Origin of the sequence: Bdellovibrio reynosensis (genome assembly GCF_022814725.1) — a bacterium.
Taxonomy (GTDB): domain Bacteria; phylum Bdellovibrionota; class Bdellovibrionia; order Bdellovibrionales; family Bdellovibrionaceae; genus Bdellovibrio; species Bdellovibrio reynosensis.
This window is the reverse complement of record NZ_CP093442.1, coordinates 1,971,716-1,993,038: the sequence shown is the minus strand read 5'-3', so window position 1 is coordinate 1,993,038 and position 21,323 is coordinate 1,971,716. Positions and strand designations below refer to the sequence as shown.

Annotated in this window: 18 protein-coding genes; 13 read left to right on the top strand and 5 right to left on the bottom strand. The window is 43.3% G+C overall.

Annotated features, from left to right (window positions below; all coding sequences use genetic code 11):
• Positions 1-52: 52 nt before the first annotated feature.
• The 5 genes from MNR06_RS09335 to MNR06_RS09315 all read left to right on the top strand — a co-directional run bounded on the left by MNR06_RS09335 (position 53) and on the right by MNR06_RS09315 (position 5,954).
• Positions 53-907 (top strand): hypothetical protein, encoded by an 855-nt coding sequence (locus tag MNR06_RS09335; RefSeq protein WP_243535335.1) that lies wholly within the window; start codon positions 53-55, stop codon positions 905-907.
• Between the two features lie 15 nt (positions 908-922).
• Positions 923-2,020 (top strand): CARDB domain-containing protein, encoded by a 1,098-nt coding sequence (locus MNR06_RS09330; protein WP_243535332.1) that lies wholly within the window; start codon positions 923-925, stop codon positions 2,018-2,020.
• Between the two features lie 96 nt (positions 2,021-2,116).
• On the top strand, positions 2,117-3,007 hold the full coding sequence (locus MNR06_RS09325; RefSeq protein ID WP_243535330.1) for a PP2C family protein-serine/threonine phosphatase: 891 nt from the start codon (positions 2,117-2,119) through the stop codon (positions 3,005-3,007).
• Positions 3,008-3,101: 94 nt separating this feature from the next.
• Positions 3,102-4,244, top strand: a complete 1,143-nt coding sequence (locus MNR06_RS09320) for a citrate synthase (protein WP_243535327.1) — start codon at positions 3,102-3,104, stop codon at positions 4,242-4,244.
• Between the two features lie 189 nt (positions 4,245-4,433).
• On the top strand, positions 4,434-5,954 hold the full coding sequence (locus MNR06_RS09315; RefSeq protein ID WP_243535325.1) for a L,D-transpeptidase family protein: 1,521 nt from the start codon (positions 4,434-4,436) through the stop codon (positions 5,952-5,954).
• A gap of 3 nt (positions 5,955-5,957) precedes the next feature.
• On the opposite strand, the gene MNR06_RS09310 is transcribed toward MNR06_RS09315, so the two are convergent.
• The 3 genes from MNR06_RS09310 to MNR06_RS09300 are packed head-to-tail and all read right to left on the bottom strand — an operon-like array spanning position 5,958 to position 9,778.
• Positions 5,958-7,652: a hypothetical protein gene (locus tag MNR06_RS09310; protein WP_243535323.1), complete on the bottom strand. Its 1,695-nt coding sequence runs from the start codon at positions 7,650-7,652 to the stop codon at positions 5,958-5,960.
• Positions 7,653-7,709: 57 nt separating this feature from the next.
• A complete protein-coding gene (locus MNR06_RS09305; protein WP_243535320.1) occupies positions 7,710-9,101 on the bottom strand; it encodes a sensor histidine kinase in 1,392 nt (463 codons plus the stop codon).
• Positions 9,098-9,778, bottom strand: coding sequence for a response regulator transcription factor (locus tag MNR06_RS09300; protein WP_243535317.1), 681 nt, complete (start codon positions 9,776-9,778; stop codon positions 9,098-9,100). Before MNR06_RS09300 ends, MNR06_RS09305 begins: the two co-directional genes overlap by 4 nt.
• Before the next feature lie 116 nt (positions 9,779-9,894).
• Here MNR06_RS09300 and MNR06_RS09295 point away from each other — a divergent pair, with 116 nt between their 5' ends.
• From MNR06_RS09295 to MNR06_RS09260, 8 genes are all read left to right on the top strand, one after another.
• Complete coding sequence (locus MNR06_RS09295) at positions 9,895-10,290, top strand: HIT family protein (RefSeq protein WP_243535315.1); 396 nt, start codon at positions 9,895-9,897, stop codon at positions 10,288-10,290.
• Positions 10,291-10,299: 9 nt separating this feature from the next.
• Positions 10,300-10,533: a DUF1653 domain-containing protein gene (locus MNR06_RS09290; protein ID WP_243535313.1), complete on the top strand. Its 234-nt coding sequence runs from the start codon at positions 10,300-10,302 to the stop codon at positions 10,531-10,533.
• 130 nt (positions 10,534-10,663) lie between these two features.
• Positions 10,664-12,004, top strand: a complete 1,341-nt coding sequence (locus MNR06_RS09285; protein ID WP_243535311.1) for a hypothetical protein — start codon at positions 10,664-10,666, stop codon at positions 12,002-12,004.
• A gap of 11 nt (positions 12,005-12,015) precedes the next feature.
• Positions 12,016-13,101, top strand: a complete 1,086-nt coding sequence (locus MNR06_RS09280) for an imelysin family protein (protein WP_243535308.1) — start codon at positions 12,016-12,018, stop codon at positions 13,099-13,101.
• 14 nt (positions 13,102-13,115) lie between these two features.
• Positions 13,116-14,624 carry a di-heme oxidoredictase family protein gene (locus tag MNR06_RS09275; RefSeq protein WP_243535305.1) on the top strand — a complete coding sequence of 503 codons (1,509 nt, stop codon included), beginning with the start codon at positions 13,116-13,118 and terminating at the stop codon, positions 14,622-14,624.
• Positions 14,625-14,919: 295 nt separating this feature from the next.
• Complete coding sequence (locus MNR06_RS09270; protein WP_243535303.1) at positions 14,920-15,387, top strand: chemotaxis protein CheD; 468 nt, start codon at positions 14,920-14,922, stop codon at positions 15,385-15,387.
• Between the two features lie 58 nt (positions 15,388-15,445).
• Complete coding sequence (locus tag MNR06_RS09265) at positions 15,446-16,828, top strand: aldehyde dehydrogenase family protein (RefSeq protein ID WP_243535301.1); 1,383 nt, start codon at positions 15,446-15,448, stop codon at positions 16,826-16,828.
• A 432-nt stretch (positions 16,829-17,260) separates the two neighbouring features.
• A complete protein-coding gene (locus MNR06_RS09260; protein ID WP_243535299.1) occupies positions 17,261-18,184 on the top strand; it encodes a hypothetical protein in 924 nt (307 codons plus the stop codon).
• On the opposite strand, the gene MNR06_RS09255 is transcribed toward MNR06_RS09260, so the two are convergent.
• Together MNR06_RS09255 and MNR06_RS09250 are read right to left on the bottom strand one after the other, a co-directional pair.
• Positions 18,181-20,169, bottom strand: coding sequence for a response regulator (locus MNR06_RS09255; protein WP_243535297.1), 1,989 nt, complete (start codon positions 20,167-20,169; stop codon positions 18,181-18,183). The genes MNR06_RS09260 and MNR06_RS09255 overlap by 4 nt on opposite strands.
• A 49-nt stretch (positions 20,170-20,218) precedes the next feature.
• Positions 20,219-21,313: a D-alanine--D-alanine ligase family protein gene (locus MNR06_RS09250; RefSeq protein ID WP_243535294.1), complete on the bottom strand. Its 1,095-nt coding sequence runs from the start codon at positions 21,311-21,313 to the stop codon at positions 20,219-20,221.
• Positions 21,314-21,323: the final 10 nt, after the last annotated feature.

Genomic DNA, 21,323 nt, shown 5'->3' with positions numbered 1-21,323 from the left:
CTAACAATTTTGAAGTCCATAGAATCTACTTCTGTCTTGGGAGGAGTTTTCTATGCGCTTATTTATTTTCATAATTTCTATCATAGCTCTGTGTGAGCCATCGTTCGCCCACGACAAACGAGGCAAATATAATATCAATGCTTCCGTTCGAGGTGCAGAGCACATCGTCCTAGCTCAAGTCACAGATGTTTCCTATGCGATGTCTAAAGGGGATAACAACTCTGAGGTTTTACCTCACACCTTCGTGACCTATCAGATTTTAAGAGTGATCAAAGGAAATCCGCGCCAAGCCAATGATAAAATCACGTTACGTTTTTTAGGTGGTCGGGGAAATGAAGCGACCTTCATGCATCCTTCGAATTATCCACTCTTTGATGTGGGTGACCAAGACGTTCTGTTTTTAAGAGGTAACGCTAGAAACGCTTGTCCTTTGCTTCGTTGTGGGGAAGGGCGCTTTAGATCCATTCAAGGCCTTCTTTATTCCGATAAAGGCCATGAAGTGATCCAAACGAAAAGACAAGAAGTGGATTTTGGTAAGCACCAACCCTTGGCGGATGTCATGACCCACACTGTTTCAAAAACCACTATTTATTTAAAAGAAGCAGGTCGCTCTTCAGAAGGACCTCCAGAGGCGGAACTGCCAGTTGGAACTCAGTTTAAAACCGATGCCTTCATTAACTTTGTAAACACTAAGGTCAGAGCATTGTATCCACCGGAAGTTTTAGATAAGTGGCCGATGATTCCTGCGACGGACCCTAGAAATCCCTTTGTGGTTAAACCTTTAAGGGATGTCAGAAGCAGAACGGTCAGAGATTTCCCGTATAAGCCAGTCGTACCACCTACGGATGCCGATCGTTTAGAGCAACAACGTTACGATCAAAACCAGGGTAATCCTGTTATTAAATAAAGGAGCAAATAGTTTATGAAGCATCTTTTCTTGTTTTTGATGTCGTTGTTATTTGTTCTGCCAGCGTCGGCTTATCAATATTGGGTTTGTCTTGATCGCGATTTGAAATGGGAAACCAACACAGTTCATCTGCGCGCAGGTGCCGTCAGTTTTGCAAATGCAAGTTGGCAGAATGCTTTATCCACGTCGGTCAGTCGCTGGAATCAGAATCCCAGCAAGTTCCGCTATACTTTGGGTTTTGGTGATACGGGAGTTCGACGCGGTAATGGTGAAAATGAAGTGTGGTTTTCAAGTGATCCCGATGCTTTAGATGGTGCCCCAGCAATCGCGTGGACGTGGTATGAATGCATCGATTATTGGATCTTCGGTAAAACCGTAAAGATGACTGAAGTCGATGTCATCTTTGACGTCGCTGAAGCTTATACCCCTTTTGTTTCTAATAAAAGTTCGCTCTGGGAATATGGTGGCAGCAACAGACCTTTCATCACGACTGCTATTCACGAATTAGGTCACGGCTTGGGGTTGGCCCACGTAAATTACACGTATAATGTGATGGGCAGTGATTGGACACACATTCATGTGAATGGTTCGTCAGCGCGTCCTTATGTCGGTGAAGACACTTCCGCTGGCGCACGGCATCTTTACGGAAACGCCAGTCCCTTGATTCAAGACCTATCAACCACTCACTGGAAATACGGATCTGCGGATGGCGAATACAGTGATCACGTAAAAACCAAAGTTTACACGTCAACGGGTGGCGCCCTTGCGACAGAAACAATTAATGGTGAGACATATTATCGCGTAAATGCCGGGCAAACAGTTCAAGTGGAGTTTACTTTTGAAAATTCCGGAGCTAGCACCCAAAGCAGTGTGCCGGTGGGATTTTACTTCTCTACGAATGACTTGATTACAACTTTAGACACGAAGCTAAGAAGCATTGTTTTAAATTTAGCTCCGGACTTTGTTCACACACGCAAAGACACGGTGACTATTCCTAGTGGTCTTGCTTCAGGAAGTTTGCGATGGATTGGGGTGATTGTTGACGACACCAACTCGCGCAGTGAAGTTACTGAAACCAACAACGCTACTTACTTACCGATCAAGATCAACTAGTCTACACTCCGACTCCGTCAGAGTACCTAGACAGACCAAAGCCCAAGGGGCCGAAAGAGGTGACACTGCCTTTTCCGGTCCCTACAATAAGAGGGCATGGCAAATGAGACAGATTTAAAAGAACGTATTTCAGAATTAGAACACGAGCTTGCAGTGAAGGAAGCAGAACTTCACCGCTATCGTTTAGAGTTAACGAAAGCCAACACGGCTTTAGAAAAACTTATTCATCAAATCAGCCAGGAACTTAAACTTGCGCAGACCTTGCAAAAGTTTTTATCTCCGACGGAATTACCCAATGTTCAGGGTTTTGATTTCAGCACCAAGTTTTTGCCAGGCACAAGATCGGGTGGTGATTACTTTGATATCTTTGAGCATGAAGATAAGTTGAAGTTCGGCATCCTTATTTCAAGTGCGAGTGGTTATTCACTTTCATCATTACTTCTTTCAGTAATCATAAAAATCTCATCGCAAATGGAAGCGCGTCGAGGTCTTGAAGCCGATCGCGTAGTAGCCTTGATGGCAAAAGAGGTGGTTCCTCATATTACCAACGACGACCGGGCTAGTTTATTCTATGCCGTCGTTGATCGACGCAGTTACGAAATGCAATACTGTTCCGTGGGAGTCATCGACGGCTTTTTGCAAGTGTACGGCCAAGATTCTTTAGTGGAGTTATTGCCGACGGGTCCGAGCCTAGGCAAGGATTTTAACACGGAGCCACAAAGCCGGAAGGTGCAGTTAAATCCCCGTGACCGAGTGATTCTAGCAACAGAAGGACTGAAAATGTCCCAAAATTCGCTAGGGGTAAATTGGGGAGGCCACGGAATTTCCGAGGCCATCATGCGGGCTCCTAAAACTGGGGTGCACGAAGTAAGAAATGAAATCCTTTTCGCCAATGAAAAGTACACTGGCAAAACGGACCCCGTCAGAGATCAGACTCTGATTGTCACTGAAGTAAAAGATCGCGTTATCAAACTGGCAAAAAACTAGTTAAAAACTATTTGATAACTGTGCAGTGTTTAGTGACAGAACATTATATTGTGGTTATGAGTACAGAGTTATTTGAAGTCAGAAAGGAACGAAAATGGCTGAAGTTAATATCTATGAAGGCGCTTTAGACAAGGGATTAGAAGGCGTTGTTGCATGTACAACTAAAATCTCTTTCATCGTTGGAGATTCTCTTACTTTCCGCGGTTACACGATTGATGACCTAGCGGAAAACTCAACTTTCGAAGAAGTTACTTACCTTCTTTGGAACGACAAACTTCCTACGGCTTCTGAACTTCAAGCTTTCAGTTCTGAACTTCATAAAGAAATGACTTTAAGCCCAGAAATGATCACGGTGCTTAAAGGTATCCCGACTAATGTTCACCCGATGGCTTGGTTGCGTACTGCGGTTTCTTTGTTAGCTCACTGGGATAAAGATGCTAACGACAACTCTCCAGAAGCAAATCTTCGTAAGTCAGTTCGTTTGACTGGTAAAATGACAACTCTTCTTTGCGCTTTTGATGCAATCAGAAAAGGTAAAGATCCAGTAGCTCCAAAAGCGGGCCAATCAATCGCTTGGAACATGATGTACATGCTTGGCGGCGGTAAAGAGCCTAACGCTCACCACGTGAAAGTAATGGACACGTGCTTGATCCTTCACGCTGACCATGAGTTGAACTGCTCTGCGTTCGCAACCCGCGTAACTTCATCTTCTCTTTCTGATTTGCACTCTGCGATTGTTTCAGCGATCGGTGCTTTAAAAGGACCATTGCACGGTGGTGCGAATGAACAAGTGATCTTGATGCTGCAACAAATCGGCACAATGGATCGCGCTCAACAATTCGTAAAAGACGCATTAGCAGCAAAAGAAAAAGTAATGGGTATCGGTCACCGCGTTTACAAAAACGGCGACCCTCGCGCTCGTATCTTGCGTGCTATGTCTGAAAAATTGACTAAAGACGCTGGTATCCACCACATGTACGAAATGTCGACTTTGATTGACGACACTATGTACAAAGAAAAAGGTTTGATGCCGAACGTGGATTTCTATTCTGCGACAGTTTACTTCTCTATGGGTATCCCAACAGATCTTTTCACTCCGATCTTTGCGGCTTCTCGTATCTCTGGCTGGTGTGCTCACGCGTTTGAACAATACGCGAACAACCGTATTTACCGTCCTCGTGGAAAATGGATGGGTAAAGAAGGTTTGAAATGGACTCCGGCTGCTGACAGAAAATAGTCGGCATACCAAAGTTTGAATTCCTAAGAAGGGAGAACTGACAGTTCTCCCTTTTTTTATTTGTGGCTTTGCAAGGCCATCGTTTTCTTTTCGAAAGAAACCCGTCAACGGCCCAGAGGCCTAATGCCCATTCGGAAAAATCAGGGACAGAATCGTATCATCGGGGAAATAACGTCCGCAGGAGGGGTTATGAAACTCATAGTGTTTGTCCTGTTTTCGCTAATCACAACTTTTGCGATGATTTCTGAGGCTAATACCAAAAGAGATTATTTAAATGTCGTCGACTTTCTAAATATCGATGACATGCGCCAGACGATGCTGGCGGCAGGCGAACACGGCTTAGACCCCAAGAAATATTGGACCGACGCCATGGAGGACTTTTACTGGCAGGGAGGGGCTTGGAGTCCCCAACTTAAAGATCGCGCCAATGAAAATTATCTGACTCTTCTGCAACACATATCAATGGGAGTGGTGAATCCTGAAGATGTGGGTGTCGATGTGAAGATGGACAAAAAAGGATTCATCACCGCAAAACAACTGCAAGTGTTAATGCTAGCACACGGTACAAGAGCGCAGCCTTTATTAAATGGAATGGCCCCTAAGACGCCACAATATTTAGGTTTAAAAGAAGCCCTTCGCAAAATTTCCGTTCAGTGTAATCCGACGACTTGGCCGACGTTGCCGTCGCTAAAAAAAGAAGTGCGCTTAAATCAAAGAAATCCCGCACTTCCTGCGATCAAAGAACGCATGCGCCAATATGGTTATCGTATCTATACGACGGATGATCTGATGGATAATGCGACCGTGGATGCGGTGAAAGATATTCAAGAAATGTTAAAATTGCGAGGGGATGGAATTCTTTCTAATGACGGAAAGACCTTCCGTTATCTTGATCAAGGATGTGAAGAACGCCTTGCTAAAATCCGCATGGACATGGAAAAAATGCGCTGGTTCCCGCAGCAGTTTGATGACCGCTACATCTTTGTGAATTTAGCGATGTCTTACTTTACCTTGATCGATAAAACGGGCGAAAAACCTTACACCATGTCCTTTAGAACAATCAATGGTCGTAAAGAACGTAAATCACCAACCATGGTGGATAAGATTGTGTATGTTGTCATCAATCCGTTCTGGGTCGTGCCTCCAACTATTTTCCGTGAAGATAAAGTGGAAGATATTAAAAAACTTCAGCCATGGGAAATCAGCGAATACTTCTCGTCTAAGAACTATGAAGTTTGGAATAGTTCTTTCACTCAACGGGTGGACCCAACAACGATTGACTGGTGGAACTTAAACACCAATGACGACGATCAATATTTCATTCGTCAAAAACCACATACAGGCAATGCTTTGGGAGTCCTAAAATTTATGATGACCAATAGCTTTGCGATCTACCTGCATGACACCAACATGCGTGAACTCTTCGTTGAAAATCAACGTCTGCTAAGTTCAGGCTGCGTGCGTGTAGAAAAACCTTTGGATCTTGCCGAGTACTTACTCATGGGAACTCCGTGGACCCGTGAGGTGATTGATCGTTACACTGCAAAACCTGGTGAAGTTTTAGAAGCTGAAACTCGTGTGGCTTTAAAATCGCCAGTACCGGTTTACATGGCCTTCTTAACTTCCGCTATGAACTCTGACGGCGTCATCCGTTTCGTTGATGATGACTACCGCCAAAATGCTCGTATTGAAAGACTTGGTAACTGGTAAATCCTATCGGCCTTGCAAAGTACTGTACACCGAAGTGGAGCTAGGCAAGGTTGATATCACCGAAGATCCATAGGTTGTAGTTGTACCTAAACTTCCCAGGGAACCAGTTGAACCGATATAGGAACTGGTTCCGCCGTATTGAATACTTTGAATTCTAGCCATTAATGAATACATCTCTTGCTGCAGTGACGACACTACTTGATACCGTTGCATTGATTGCTGTTGGTATTGTTGTTGATACTGCATCTGTGTTTGATACTGCTGCATTTGAAGTTGCATCATCTGTTGTTGGTATTGCATTGAATAACTATCCATACCGCCCATCATAGAACCGTATCCCATCATATTACCCATACCGCCCATCATAGAACCGTATCCCATCATATTACCCATGCCGCTTATCATAGAACCGTAACCCATCATATTACCCATGCCGCCCATCATAGAACCGTAACCCACCATATTACCCATACCGCCCATCATGGAACCGTAACCCATCATGTTCCCCATACCACCTATAGAGCCCATTCCAGACATATTTCCATAACCACTCATTCCCCATGGTCCAATACCGCTATTAAACATTCCACCGCCGGCGATGTTCCCCATCATTCCAGAAGGATAACCAAACGCTCCTCCCATGGAACCATACATACTTCCCGTGCCCATCGAGCCCATCATTCCCATCGCACCGTTGATATTTCCGGTGCCGCCCATACCACTGCCGCAACCAAATGAACCTTGTCCCGTTCCGCCACCCATAGCGCCATACAATCCAGCTGCGATGTAAGGAAAACCATAACTCCAACTAGGATAAGACTGCGTCGGCCAGCCTAAGTTTGAGTTATATTCAGCAGTCATTTTGTTATTTTGATAACCCATGTATGTTGCTAGAACTCCAGTACCAATGTTCGCGGCAACTCCTGCCCAATCCGTTTCAGATTTTTGCGCAGAGTATCCGGAATTTTGCTGCATACATTCCACACAAATTCCACCTTCGGTTTTCGCCAAGCGCTGTTCTTTCAGCATTTCTGCGGCTTCTTTTTTTGCATCCTTCAAATCTTCTTTATAACGAGCAACTTGTTCCTCAAGTCCTTCAATATCTTTTTGCAGTTTTTGCGACTCGCCGTATTGCTTGCGGAATTCGCTTAAAGCCTTACGACAGTTTGAATCGTTACTTTTACCCGCAGAATATTTAGGTGAAGCGCAGATGCTGGCGTTAACTGAACCACTTTTCGAGCGATCACAAACTTGATTCCATTCACTAGAAGTGAATCCCTGCAACGGCAGGATGTTCGCATTAGCGATCATGTGTTCACCTTCCTGACTAGTTACAGTCGGATCAGCAGAAGGTTGCTGGCTTGCGTACTCATTGCAGCGACGGAAATTTTCGATGTGAGCTAAAACTGACTCAGCATAAGGATCATTCAAAGATTTACTGATTTCCGTCCTAGATTTTTCAGCAGCACGGTCCGCTTTCTTCTTGTCAGACTTCTTATCACGGATTTCTTGCTGAGCTTCTTTAATGGCTTCTTGAATTTCCTTAGTCCCATCATCAATGCTCGTAGCACCGGCAGCTGCGCGGGTAGGGTAAGGACAGCTTTGCATTCCACCCCACATACCAGTGCCCCACATAGACTGAGCAAAAGCCGTTATAGGAAGAAAAGTTAATAGTATAATCGCCATTCTTAAAAGCATAAAGCCACCTTGTTAGATGGCTTTAGAATATTCAGAAACTATGGAGGCAATATGGAACTACAGTTTAGTGAACCAAAAAGAGACTTTCGCCCCAATGACCTTATCATGCTCTAAGATATTTTCTGCACTGATGTGACCTAAATGAAGTGTCGCAATTTCTTTCATGATCACAGAGCCAATGCCGACAGAAATTCGCTTATGCTCAGAATCACTAACTAACTGGCGGCTGGCTTTTTTTGTTCCAAATTCAGCCAGGGTTTTTTCTGAAAAGCCAGGCCCATCATCGATTAAAGAAAATCTTAATTCTTTGAAATGACTTTCAATTTTCACTAAGATCTTGTGACGGGCAAAAGAGCATGAATTTTCAAATGCATTCCGCAATAAGCGATCCATCAATTTGGTAGAACCGGTGATCTGAAAATCATCCCCAGCGGTTTCAATTTTGAAATCAATATTAGGATAACGTTGGCGAAATACGGTCATTTGATCAGCCACTCTTTCGCGCAGATCCAGATGTTCTGTGCCTAAAGAGTATTTTGGCTCTGTGATCTGCGCTAAGAATAATAAATCCTCCACTAGCTTTCCAAAATATTCTACTTCCGAAGAACACAGATCTAAAATTTCCTGACGTTTATTTTCTGTTAATTTTTCGCTGGAATATTTCAATGTATCCAAAAAAGTTTTTAAAGAAGTTAAAGGAGTCCTTAAGTCATGGGCCAAGTCCTGCAAAAGTTCCCGTCGGGAATGGTCGGCCCTACGCAATTGATCAACCACTCCCTCGATATCTCCCGCCATTTGGTTGAATGCTGTGATTAACGGAGACAACTCATCGTATTTTCGTTCTGGCATGCGCGCCGAAAGTTTTCCGTCTCTTAAAGAAGAAAGCACAGAGAAGGCTTCCTCCGCACGAGCGCGGTATTTAGAAAATTGATAAATCAAAGCTAAACCAATTGAGATTAAAACACATAAGATGAGAGAACCAAGTAATACAAACGGACCCACTGGCGGTTTACCTGGCGGAGGCCCTAGGCGGCTTAATAGGAATACTCCGGGCTTGTTAGTGGTGGAAACGATCATCGGCGGCTGGCCAGGTCCGATCGATTTTTTCAGCTGCACAGATTGATCGCTTTGAAGTTTCTGTAGCTGCTCAGAATCTAAAGGCTCAAGGACTTGCTTTAATTCCACCAGGCTTACGCCTTCAGCATCGATCAAATCATGCTGATCACCGCTGGTTTTTTGCGAAAATTCTTTAAGCCTCGAAAGTGCGACAAAGGGATCTTCATCAAATGAACTTAAAAGTGTGCGATTCATCTTTGCCGGCCGGGTAAACATACGGTCGCGCTCAAAGCTTGTCATGATCCACGTGGTAAAGACGGCGATCATGATGAACACCAAGGCGCTGGAAGCAAAAATAAAAAAGTTTCGTCTAATAAGGGGTTTTATAATCATAGGCTTTTTTCAAGGCGATAGCCTTGGCCATAGACAGAATTAATCTTTACTTCCTTGATTCCATTTTTTTGCAGCTTTGCGCGAATATGGCTTATATGGGAATCAACAGTGCGATCAAAGATTTCATCACCGGAGGCAAGACGGCCAATAAGTTGTTCACGTGTAACAATAGTTTCAGGTTGTTCAAAGAAAGTCGTTAAAATTTCAAACTCACGACGGTTCAAGCTGATTAAAGACTCTCCGCTTTTTAAGACCTGCTGGTTTTTAATCAAGGTAAGACCTGCGTAACGGATCAGGTCCAAGCTTGGCTTTTTATCTGACAGTTGGTTTTTAATGCGTGCAATAAGCTCTCGAGGACTGAAAGGTTTTCTAACATAATCATTTGCACCCAGCTCAAAACCTTTAACCACACTTTCTTCATCAGTTCTCGCTGTAAGAAAGATCACTGGAGTCATGATTTCTTCTTCACGCATCCACTGGCAAAAATCAAAACCACTGCCGTCTGGTAAATTCACATCCAATAAAAATAGATCTGGAAGAGCTGTCTTTTGACCAAGAAATTTGCGAGCTTCCGATAAAGACGGAGCCCATTCTACCTTATAACCTTCAAGCTCTAATTGCAGTTGAATGGCTTTTCCGACCATGGGATCGTCTTCAAGTAGAAAAATGTAACTCATAGAAATAACCTACCACGTCAAGATTAGTAATCCATTTATAATTGTTGCTGGCAAGTATTGAAGAATTATGGAATCTAGGCCAATGTCTCATTACGAATCGTTTTAAAGGAACAAACATGGCTTCTGTATTTACTAAAATTATTAATGGTGAACTTCCTTGCTATAAAATTTATGAAGATGAAAAAATCCTTTCATTTCTAGCTTTGGATCAAGTGAATTTGGGACACACTTTGGTGATCTGCAAAGAAGAGATCAATCATTGGACTGAAGTGCCACCTGATACCTATGCAGAACTTCACAAAGTTTCTCAAAAAATTGGTAAAGCGATTTTGAAAGCGTCGGGCTCTCCGCGCGTGGGACAAATAGTTGCTGGATTTGAAGTGCCTCATTATCATCTTCACTTGATTCCAGCGTGGTCGATTCCTGATCTTGATTTTAAACGTGCGCAAAAAAGATCTGAAGCTGAAATGAAACAAATCCAAGCGGAAATTATTAAGCACTTAAATATCTAGGAGGATGTCATGTCGGCAGAATCTGAAATTGTTCCTGGCGCTATTTATCAACACTACAAGGGTAAGCCTTACCGAGTCATTGGCGTCGGCAAGCACAGTGAATCTTTGGAAGACGTGGTACTTTACGAAGCTCTGTACGATAATCCCCTCGGAAGACTGTGGTGTCGTCCTGTGAAAATGTGGGCAGAACTCGTGGAAGTTGACGGAACTAAGGTTCCACGTTTCAAGTTTCTCTATAAATAAATTTCACGTTTTCATTAAGCTATCATTTGGCATTCAGCTTATTCTCAGTTGAATGCCTTTTTTCCGCGCATCTTTGACCTTCATGTCTTGCTTCTCTAAAACGGCCATCCGACCGGAGAAGCTGACACTTATGAAAAAACTTATACTCGTTTTCGCTCTTTTAAATTTTCAACATTTAGCCTATGCGCAAACTCCTGCTGTTCCTGTAAATTCTGAAACTTCAACGAAACTGAATGCCCCTGTTGAAGATCAAAAGGATGAAGATCAAAAAGAACAAACTGAATTGAAACTCGTAACGACTGCTAAAAGTTCTTCTGAGTTTCCAAAGCTCGAATTTAAATCCTATGGCTATATGGTTTTCGGCCAACGAGAGACTTTCAAAACAGTTCAAAACTTAAAACCCATCATTCGCCGTGAAATGGATTTAGCAGAAATCGCCTTCGAAGGTGAGTATCTGTTAAACGAAAATTCTAAAATCGAATTCGAAGTGGAAATCGAACATGGTGGTGTAGGAACAACCATTGAGTTTGATCCCTTCGAAGAATTCGGTGAATTTGAATCTGAAATTGAAAAGGGCGGGGAGGTCGTACTTCCTGAATTCTATTACAAAAAAACCTTCACAAAGACCCACACCGCTCTGAAGGTCGGTAAGTTTCCTGTTTTCATCGCTTTAGGTTCAGTTCTTACAAAACCATCTCGTACAGCAAGCATTATCGCTTCTGATGTCGAAGGACGCATGATCCCTGTGGGTTGGACTGAGATGGGCGTGCAGTTAGAGCAAAAATACAATGCCTTCACTTTAAGAGGTGCCGCGATCAGTGGTTTAAACTCTGAATTTTTCAGAACTTATTCTTGGGTCGGTGGTGGATATCAACGTCACTTTGAAACTTCCAATGCAGATGACATCGCAACTTTAATCAGCCTTGAATGGGGTGATGTGGTGAAAGGTTCAGGTATCGCGATTGGCCGATACCAAGGTAATACCACCGGCAACCGCTACAAAGTCGACAAGATGACTGAAGATGCCGTTGTTACTTTAGATTCAGCGATGGCGACTTATAAATATGAAAGAGTGGGTTTTGCCGGTGAACTTATTTACGGTGATTTGAGCAATTCCGATATCGTGTCGCAAAGAAATGCCACTTTGGGCGGACTAGCCAAACCAAAAGGTTTTGCGCCTTTAGGACATAAAGCTGTTCTTGAAAGTGTGCAGCTTTCTTATGATGCCTTTGAAGACTTCACTGTTTATGTGAAAGCAGAGCACGTGGACACGTTTGCAGACGTCCAGGGAACAATCAATAAAAACCAACGCTATGACGTTAGCAAACGTTCGGCGGGTTTTGTGTGGTTCTTCGACACAGCGGCATTCTTAAAGTTTCAGTTCTTAAGAGAGAACACCGAACTTTTAGGTTTGCCTGAAACATCGCAAGCCAACTTTGCATTCGGATTTGATTTAGATCGTTTTAATTAAAAGGAGAAAAGATGAAAACACTAAAAATGATGGCGATGGCAATTGCTTTCATGGGCTTAACTGCTCAAGCTGCCACGAACAAAGAAATTATCAACCATATTTCTTATAAAGTTATTCTTGCAACCTATAATGATTTAGCCACAGAAGCTGCTAACCTAAGCACTGCTGTATCTGCGTTAGCTGCAAATCCAACGACTGAAACATTAACAGCAGCGCAAAATCAATGGCGCGTGACTCGTATTCCTTGGGAAAGTTCTGAAGCATTCCTTTTTGGACCAGTTGATTCTTTGGGTATCGATCCAATGCTTGATACTTGGCCATTAAACAAATTGGATCTTGATGCAGTTCTTTCTGGCAACCGCGCAATCTCTACTGATTTCGTAAGAAATTTGCCAGTGACTCTTCAAGGTTTCCACACAATTGAATATTTATTGTTCGGCGAAGGTAAAACTTCAAACAACAAACCGGTTTCTTCATTGACAGCAAAACAGCTTGAATACGCTAAAGCGACGGCAGCTTTGCTTGCTGAATACACAGCGAACCTTGCAAATGCTTGGTCAAAAAATCATGACCCAGAAGATCCGACAACGCCAGGTTATGTTAAGATCATCAGCCAACCAGGTGTTAATAACCAAATCTACTCTTCTGAAAGAGCAGTTATGGAAGAATTCATCCAAGGCATGATCGGCATTGCTGATGAAGTTGCTAACGGTAAAATGTCTGACCCAATGGGTGGCGATATTGCGTCTGCAAATATGGCATTGGTGGAATCTCCATTTGCTTGGAATTCATTAAACGACTTTTCTTTCAACGTTCGTTCTATCTACAGCATCTATACTGGGAACTACCGTGATGCTAAAGGACCTGGCGTAAAAGCTTTGGTTGAAAAAGTGGATGCTGAACTAGCAAGTCGTGTTGAAGCAGATATCTTAAATTGCATTCAGCTAATCCAAGCTATCCGCCCAGCTAAGGGTGGTGACTTCGGTCAAGCGATCTTCACTCACGACGGCCGTGCGCGCACACAAAAAGCCATCGATGCATTGAATGCACTTCGCGAGACTTTAGAGTCTGAAGTTCTTCCAACATTAGACATGTAATTTTCGAGGATCGTATGAAGGCTTGTTTCTTTATTCTTGCGGTAAATCTGGTACTAAGCGGAGCTGCTCACGCAGCTCCAGTGAATATGGATTACGTTCACGCGGTAAAAACGGGTGGTGACACCACGGTGTTTTTTAAAGGTGAATCCGCGCAAGCCTTCCGCAATCCAGCAGCGAATTTAACTGAAGAAGAAATTGAGCTTCACCTGAAGGGTGATGCTTTATTTGAATCCAATTTTTCTGACGATACGAGCAGATCTGAATACGGCTTGGGACCTGTTTACAACAACACCAACTGTGCAGCCTGCCACGCAAAAGACGGTCGTGGACAATTACCAGTTGTTCCGTTTGGTAAAGAGTGGGTTCAATTAAAACAAAATGAATCAATCTTCTTAAGGATCAGTATTGAAGATGGTCTAAACCATCCAAAGAACGCAGCTACCAACTGGGGCGCTCCTATTCCGGTGCCTGGTTTTTCTGATCAACTTTTTCACTTAGGCTCAATGGGAGCTCGCACGGATTTTCCAGGTGCGGGCCAAGCGCAAGTGTGGATGAAGAATGAAAAAAGCGCTTTCACTTATCCTGATGGTGAAGTCGTGCAACTGCGTAAGCCGGTGTTTAAAATTACTGGCGCCTATGATGAATATTTTGATTCTGTGACTGGGCAAATGCGCAGTCGTCTTTATGAAAAAGACGTCAAAACAAGTCCGCGCATGGGCACTTTGATGATCGGCCTTGGTTTGCTTGAGGCGATTAAAGAATCAGACATTCTTGCTTTAGCGGCTCGCGATCTATCAGATGAGGGCGTATACGGCAAAGTAAATTGGGTTTTAGATATCAAGAAACTTATGTCTAACGATCCCTATCCCGTTTCAATGGGGCGCTTCGGTTTGAAGAACAATACTCCCTCTGTATTCCATCAATCCCTGGGTGCACTTCGTGGTGACATCGGTGTTACAAACTACGCTTTCCCGCAAGAAAGCATTGCAGGTACTCCGCTATTTGAACAATTCAAAAAGAACACCAACTATCCAGGTAAGCTAGAAACTGCGGATGAGGTCGGCGATGGTTTAGTGTTCTATTCTCAAACCTTGGCGATTCCTTCGCGCAGAAATGTGACTGAAGCCGAAGTCATTCGTGGTGCAGGTTTGTTTGCGCAAGTGAATTGCACGACTTGTCACCAACCTAGTTTCGTAACTGGCCCCCACGAAATCAAAGCCTTCAGCAACCAAAAGATTTATCCATACACCGACATGCTATTACATGACATGGGTGATGGGTTGGCTGACGGTCGCCAAGATTTCGATGCAAACGGAAGACAATGGAAAACACGTCCCTTGTGGGGAATTGGCCATACACAAACTGTGAATCCACGTGCCGGTTTCCTGCACGACGGTCGCGCCCGCACGATTGAAGAAGCTATTCTGTGGCATGGTGGGGAAGCAGAACATTCTAAAGGAAAGTTCGTAAATCTTCCTAAAGCAGATCGCACTGCTTTGATTCAATTTATTCGATCTCTCTAATTTTCGTTTCATATTGATCTATCAAGTAAAATCTAGACTGGATCAGTATGGCGAAAATCCCCGCACTTCAGGTACTATCAACTAAAGCCTCTATTGGGGCTGGGAAGGGGGTGGTGTCTATGGTTAAGTATAGTCGTATAACCAAGGCGGAGGTGGCGGTCTCTTAGACCGTACTGCTTTCGCCGGGGATTCGAAAGAATCTATAAAAAAAGAGCGGCCTAGTGCCGCTCTTTCCTTTTTCAAGACCCTTGATTTTTAGCTTACCAAACTATCAAAATATTCCGATAGATCCCTCATGGATAGCTTCTACCTTTTGCCGGGCAAACTTGCTGCATTTAAAAAAGAAACGATTGTTTCGACCCTTCTGGGTTCCTGTGTGGCTGTGGCATTGCACGATCCTTCGACCGGTATTGGCGGCCTAAACCATTACTTATTAAGCGAAAGCGGACCCGAGAAAGATGGCAACAGCCCTCGTTATGGGATCTATGCTATTCCGATGTTAGTACAAGAATGCGTGCGCTTAGGGGCCAATCGTCAAATGTTGCAAGCAAAGATCTATGGCGGTGCCAATGTTACCGGAGTAGCCGCTCTTGGCCCCCTCATAGGTAAGAAAAATATCCAGATCGCAGAAGACCTGTTAAAAAGCTTAGGCATCCCTATTGTTGATAAAGATGTGGGCGGCGGCACGGCCCGTACTATTAAATTTAATACAGCCACTTTTAGCGTCATTCATCAGTGCGGTGGTATCAAAACCTGCGGCTAGATCATTGAGTATCCTTTGATGTTGTACTAAGTTAGTGCAACCACCAAAGGACTGCGATTTGGAAATTTTAAATTACATTCATTCTGAATTTGCTCCAGCGCTGAATGCGACAAGTTTTACTAAGCTTTCACCTTTTGATGGAAGTCTTCTGGCGCAAGTTTCAAACTCTGACGCGATGGATGTTATTAAAGCTATCCAGGCTGCTAAAAAAGCGCAAATCGCTTGGAAAGAATTAGCAGCCCCAGAGCGTGCGAATTACTTATTAAAAATCGCCGAACACCTAGAACAAAAGGCTAGCGAGATCGCTTACCAAGAAGCACTTCATCAGGGGTTGGCGCAATCATTTTCACGCTCAAACAACGTGGATGTTGCTGTAAAAAACTTAAGATTAGTTGCCGCTGAAGTTTTGGATCCCTTGCCTAAAAATGTTTTGCCATCACCTGTGGGTGTGGTGGGCATTATCACTTCCTGGTGTTTGTCTTTACGCCTTGTAACCGAAAGACTGGCACCCGCTTTAGCTGCAGGGAATACCGTTATAATAAAAGTTTCTGAACATTCGCCGATTACTGCAAAGGTGCTTGCAGATGCCATCAATGCGGCGAATCTTCCGCCCGGGATTGTGAATATTCTTAATGGAACTAGCGATGTGGGGCATATTCTTGCTAGCCATCCCGGCATTCGTGCGATCAGTGCAGCCGGTAAAACAAGCACGATGGAAGCCATTGCTAAAGCCAGTGTATCCCAATTAAAAAAACTACAACTAAGCGGCAGTGCTAAGAATGCTTGCCTAATTCTTGGTGATACAGATTATAAAAACCTTCTTCCCCAAATTTTGTATCCATTTTTAATGGGTCAATCCCAATTGTGTTGGAACATCTCGCGCGTTTTCGTTCTTGAAAATCAGGCCAAAGATTTTACTGCCCTTGTAAAAAATTATTTTGAAACTTTGCAGCCGCTTAAAGACCCTCGCGGGCAGGAAATGTGGACACCATTGATTTCTTCTGCTGCTAGTGAATCTATCGACGAGAAAATTCAAAGCGGGCGACAAGAACACGGCAAAATCTTAGTCGGAGCACAAAAAGAAACTTCATCCGGCAATTTCTATCGTCCCACGGTGATGTTAGATCTTTCAAATTGCAGCGTCCTTCAACAAGATGAACTGGCAGGACCGTTACTTTTAATAACTCCGGTAAAGTATCAGCACGAAATGTTAAAATGGGCGAACACCGCGTATCTTGGACACTCTGCTGTCGTCTGGGGTCCAGAAGAAAAATTAATGAAACCGGCGGCGTCTTTAGAGTGTGCTCATGTGTTTTTAAATGGTTGGCTTGACGCTGAACCGCTGACTATTTTCGGTCATAAACAATCTAGTTTCGGAAATCCTGATATGTCCTGGGCAGGTTCATTTTATTCGGATGTAAAAAAATTGACAGCCCTCTAATAATGTCAATTCTCTGACGAAGGCTGACGTTATTCTGACAAAATTTAGTTGAGAATATGCGTACGTGCCCGAGTTTTGACTTCGCAATGGGGGCAAAAAGCTTCTTCAGTAATTTCAGAAATCATTTTGTCAGAAATGTGTTTTAGTTCAAGGACACTGCCGCAAAGTATGCAATTGTTTTGGGAAATTATAAACTCGCGGTGTTTCGTCGAGTCGATTTTTTCAAAGTAATTGATCTTGTTGTATTCCATTGCTGTGTAATCCTTCACTACTTTCCCCAACAATGGGGAAGACTTCATCCTTGAACCATAGTGCTTTACTGCAAAAGCCGTTCACAGGCCTAAGTCCGGGGCGCGGCTGTCCGCCCTGCTTAAAATACCTTTTCCGCGAGCTTGCGATTTGAATAAGACCGCTTGTGAATAAGGAGTATTCATGAAAAGAAAAATGATTTTTTTAATTATCCTTTTACATTTCGGCGCCTTCCTTTTGGGATGTGTGGAAGTTCGCGATAACAATGAGACCGATTCAAAAAAGAAGGTTGTTCCGCCGGCGACAATAGAAGAAGACACATCAGACGATTCTATTGATTCTTCAGCATGGGTTGTAGATGAACCTTACTACTTAATCGATGGTCGCTGGATTAATCAAACAGAGATGGACTTGATTAAAAGCCGTCCTTATCAACCTGGAAAATACGCTTTTACCTTTGACACCGTAAAAATCACACATAGAGGCGCGTTGTATACTCAAGGTCACGATGTGGAATTAAAAATAAAAAAGTTACTTTCAGATGATGGCACCATAGCGACGTTTCCGTCCTCTGCACGAGCGCATGTTGGAATCACAGGAAAGAATGGTGGACATCTTGTGATCAAGATCGAAAAGGCGCAAGGTCCTACGAAGATCTATCTTCAGGGTGAAAATGGTGCCGATGGTTTAGCCGGAAATCCGCCTGACGCTACAATGAAGGGAATACCTGGGAGTGTCGCTGAAGTTTACTGTAAAGGTAGTAATAATCCTTCGCGAGAGTCGGCTGCGCCTGGTCCAGGAAAAAAAGGACATTCAGGAACTAATGGTACTGATGGTGGTAATTCTGGAACTCTTCTACTTGAAATCGAAGACAACACAGACGTGAAATTAAATATCCAGAAAAACGCCGGAAGGGGAGGCGTTGGTGGACAGGGCGGACAGGGTGGTGCTGGCGGCGATCCCGCGAAATCAAAACGAAAATGTGAAATCGCCGTCTATAAAAAACCCGGAGCTGTAGGGCCCAAAGGTGACAACGGCTTAAGCGGGAAAAATGGAATCGTTCAAGAGTACTGCATAGTCACGCCCGAAGGCGCAGAATGCCATTAAGCTTTTAAGTATCCTAAGATCGTGCGCACAAGTTCATCAACCTGCACGGGTTTAGTTAAATAATCAGAACATCCCGCTTCAATACAGCGCTCGCGGTCGTCTTTCATCGCGTGCGCTGTTAATGCGATAATAGGTTTTTTATAACCTGATTCACGCAGTTTACGAGTTGCCTCATAACCATCCATCACAGGCATTTGAATATCCATTAAGATGACATCGAAGTCTTCACTTAAAGCTTTAGACAAACCTTCTTGTCCGTCAGAAGCGCAGGTGACACTGGCTCCTCTTTTACTCAAAAGCCTTTGCACCAAGATTCGATTGTCTTCAACGTCATCAACTAAAAGAACCTTGGCACCTTCAAGCATCAAATTTTCTTTGTTTTTCTGTAGCGGGGCCGAGGCAAGGCTTGAAGGAGTTTCTTCTAACTGGATACTAACAACAAAAGTACTGCCTTCGTGCAATCTAGAATTTTCAAGGCTGACGTTCCCGCCAAGCATTTGGGCAAGCTTTCTAGAAAGAACTAGTCCCAAGCCAGTGCCTTCATATTTTCTTGATAATGAGTTATCAATTTGTGTAAAGGGCTGAAACAATACCGGAATCTTTTCATGTGGAATTCCCACTCCGGTATCGCGGATAGTGAAAATAAGACTGCCGTATAAAACTTCATAGCTCATGATAACAGATCCAGAATCAGTAAACTTAACGGCATTGCCAAGAATGTTCGTCAGAATCTGGCGCAATCGAAGTTGATCTGTGTACAAGGTCTGTGGCACATCGTTGAGCTGTCTGAATTCAACCTGTAACTTCTTTTCAACGCTTTTTGCGGTGATGACGTTGCGGATCTCTTCTAAGAATACAGGTAAATCAAATGAACTTTTTTGAATTTCTAAGTGACCTGCTTCCACCTTAGATAGGTCAAGGATGTCATTAATGATGCGAGTCAGATTTTCGCCGGTACGATGGATGATATTCACATAACTTTGGCGATCTTCTTCTGACACTCGTGGATCCATTAAGATTTCAGAAAATCCAATGATGGCGTTTAATGGTGTTCTGATCTCGTGGGACATATTCGCTAAGAATAAGCTTTTTAGTTTGTTAGCTTGTTCAGCCTGACGTCGCACACCGATACTGTCTTCAAGGTCTGCCGCCATTTTGTTAAGGCCTTCTGCAAGCTGGCCTAGTTCATCACCAGAGCGCACAGGAACTTGCACGTCAAACTTTCCTTGGCCAACGGCATGGGCCGCTTCGTTGAGTTCTTTAAGGCCTTTAGACAGATTGCGACTGAAAGTGAAAGTAAGAACCAAGCCCGTGGTTTCAACAACCATCACAACGATAAGAAGGGCGAGCATTAAAACGTTTTCAATAAAACGAGAAGCCTCACCCAAGGTGCGAGAGAATTCAACTTCTAAAGCAGATAATCTGTCATTCAGGTCGTTGATCTTTTCTAATGTGGGCATCAATTCTTGGGATGTAGAGTTTCTCTGGATCAGATCATGCAAATCAGAACCATAGGCGCTGATTTCATTTGTAAGGTCATCACCTTGTCGCCAAATGATAATCGCTTTTTCAACGTGACTGAAGTTCTTAAAGCGCGTGATAAGCAGAATGACCCCTGGAATATCATCAGGATGAACCATTCCCTGTAAAAACCCTTGGCGTGCTTTTTCTAAATTGATCGGAGTTTCTTCTAAAGCATGACGAGCTTTGGTATCACCGCGGGGAACAAGTAAAGCTTGTTCAAAGGCTTCATAGTCTTTTGCGTTTCTAGTGAAAGCATATTTGTGTAAAGAAATAACGGCATCTTTTTGTGCCTTGGACCACGCACTTTCACCTGATACGAAAGTACGAACGGCTGACAACGTGTTCATGGCAAACAGCAACGTCAATAGCTCTAGGGCGATAAGCAAAGCCATCACGCCGATAACAATGAACAGTTTTTTTGAAACTGATAAATGGGTCCAGAGTCGTCTAATTTTCACCATGATAGTTATCGAACAAAAGACACCAAATCTGAAGAAAAATCTAGTCTTATCAGTCTAAGTAACTAGTTTTCAGTTTTTGTTCGGCTTCATATTTTTCAAAGCCAAGTATTATCAGTCTAGTGATCAGATCTTTATAACTTAATCCAGTCGCTTCCCACATTTTTGGATACATCGAAATCTTGGTAAAACCAGGGATTGTGTTGATTTCGTTGATATAAAACTCGCCATTAGGACGTAAGAAAAAGTCCACCCGGGTTAGGCCGTCACAGCCCATCACTTGGTAAGTCTTCTTAGCTAGACTTTGCATTTTTTGCAAAGACTCCCCGGTGATTTCGGCAGGGATCTTCAACAGTGCGCCGTTATCATCTAAATATTTGGCTTCATAAGAGTAGAATTCATGTTGCGGAATGATCTCACCTGGCAAAGAAGCTTCAGGGGAGTGGTTATGTCCCATCACAGAAATTTCAACTTCGCGACCTTGGATAAATTCTTCAGCTAGAACTTTTGTGTCGAATTGAAATGCGTCTTTCAGTTTAACGGCAAAGTCAGCTTCGCTTTTAATTTTATGAACACCAACAGAAGACCCCGCGTTCGCAGGTTTAATGAAAAATGGCGAACCAAGCTTAGAAGCCACTTCGTCATAAGTGATATTCTTAAACGGAGTAAGCAAAAGATATTTTGCATTTGGAATTTGCGCTTCTTGCAAAAGTCGCTTCATGACTTCTTTATCCATGCCGGCAGCAGAACCCCATACTCCACAACCTACAAATGGCACTTGCACCATTTTAAAAAGTCCTTGGATGGTTCCGTCTTCACCCATTGTTCCGTGCATAATCGGGAAGGCGATATCGATATTTGTTTCAGAGTGGCTTTTTAATGAATAAAGGACTGGTTTTCCTTTTAAAGAAACCAGGGCCACTGGTTCAGCGTTTGCTGGCAACTCGCTATCTACGATTTTAGTATTTTCAGTGAAAATCTTAGTGTCAGGAAAGCGATACCAGCTGCCTTCTTTGCTGATACCAACCAACATTGGTGTGAATTTATCTTTATCTAAAGCATCAGCGATGTTGCGCGCTGAACGTAAAGACACTTCGTGTTCTGCTGATTTACCACCAAAAATAAGAGCGACAGTTTTTTTATTCATATTTATATCA

Excerpts from the sequence above, each read along its gene's own strand:
- MNR06_RS09300 (WP_243535317.1), bottom strand. The coding sequence starts at position 9,778 with ATGAGTTACATTTTTCTACTTGAAGACGATCCCATGGTCGGAAAAGCC.
- MNR06_RS09270 (WP_243535303.1), top strand. The coding sequence starts at position 14,920 with ATGGATAGCTTCTACCTTTTGCCGGGCAAACTTGCTGCATTTAAAAAA.
- MNR06_RS09285 (WP_243535311.1), top strand. The coding sequence starts at position 10,664 with ATGAAAAAACTTATACTCGTTTTCGCTCTTTTAAATTTTCAACATTTA.
- MNR06_RS09295 (WP_243535315.1), top strand. The coding sequence starts at position 9,895 with ATGGCTTCTGTATTTACTAAAATTATTAATGGTGAACTTCCTTGCTAT.
- MNR06_RS09275 (WP_243535305.1), top strand. The coding sequence starts at position 13,116 with ATGAAGGCTTGTTTCTTTATTCTTGCGGTAAATCTGGTACTAAGCGGA.
- MNR06_RS09290 (WP_243535313.1), top strand. The coding sequence starts at position 10,300 with ATGTCGGCAGAATCTGAAATTGTTCCTGGCGCTATTTATCAACACTAC.
- MNR06_RS09255 (WP_243535297.1), bottom strand. The coding sequence starts at position 20,169 with ATGGTGAAAATTAGACGACTCTGGACCCATTTATCAGTTTCAAAAAAA.
- MNR06_RS09335 (WP_243535335.1), top strand. The coding sequence starts at position 53 with ATGCGCTTATTTATTTTCATAATTTCTATCATAGCTCTGTGTGAGCCA.
- MNR06_RS09305 (WP_243535320.1), bottom strand. The coding sequence starts at position 9,101 with ATGATTATAAAACCCCTTATTAGACGAAACTTTTTTATTTTTGCTTCC.
- MNR06_RS09330 (WP_243535332.1), top strand. The coding sequence starts at position 923 with ATGAAGCATCTTTTCTTGTTTTTGATGTCGTTGTTATTTGTTCTGCCA.
- MNR06_RS09325 (WP_243535330.1), top strand. The coding sequence starts at position 2,117 with ATGGCAAATGAGACAGATTTAAAAGAACGTATTTCAGAATTAGAACAC.
- MNR06_RS09280 (WP_243535308.1), top strand. The coding sequence starts at position 12,016 with ATGAAAACACTAAAAATGATGGCGATGGCAATTGCTTTCATGGGCTTA.
- MNR06_RS09310 (WP_243535323.1), bottom strand. The coding sequence starts at position 7,652 with ATGCTTTTAAGAATGGCGATTATACTATTAACTTTTCTTCCTATAACG.
- MNR06_RS09320 (WP_243535327.1), top strand. The coding sequence starts at position 3,102 with ATGGCTGAAGTTAATATCTATGAAGGCGCTTTAGACAAGGGATTAGAA.
- MNR06_RS09260 (WP_243535299.1), top strand. The coding sequence starts at position 17,261 with ATGAAAAGAAAAATGATTTTTTTAATTATCCTTTTACATTTCGGCGCC.
- MNR06_RS09315 (WP_243535325.1), top strand. The coding sequence starts at position 4,434 with ATGAAACTCATAGTGTTTGTCCTGTTTTCGCTAATCACAACTTTTGCG.
- MNR06_RS09250 (WP_243535294.1), bottom strand. The coding sequence starts at position 21,313 with ATGAATAAAAAAACTGTCGCTCTTATTTTTGGTGGTAAATCAGCAGAA.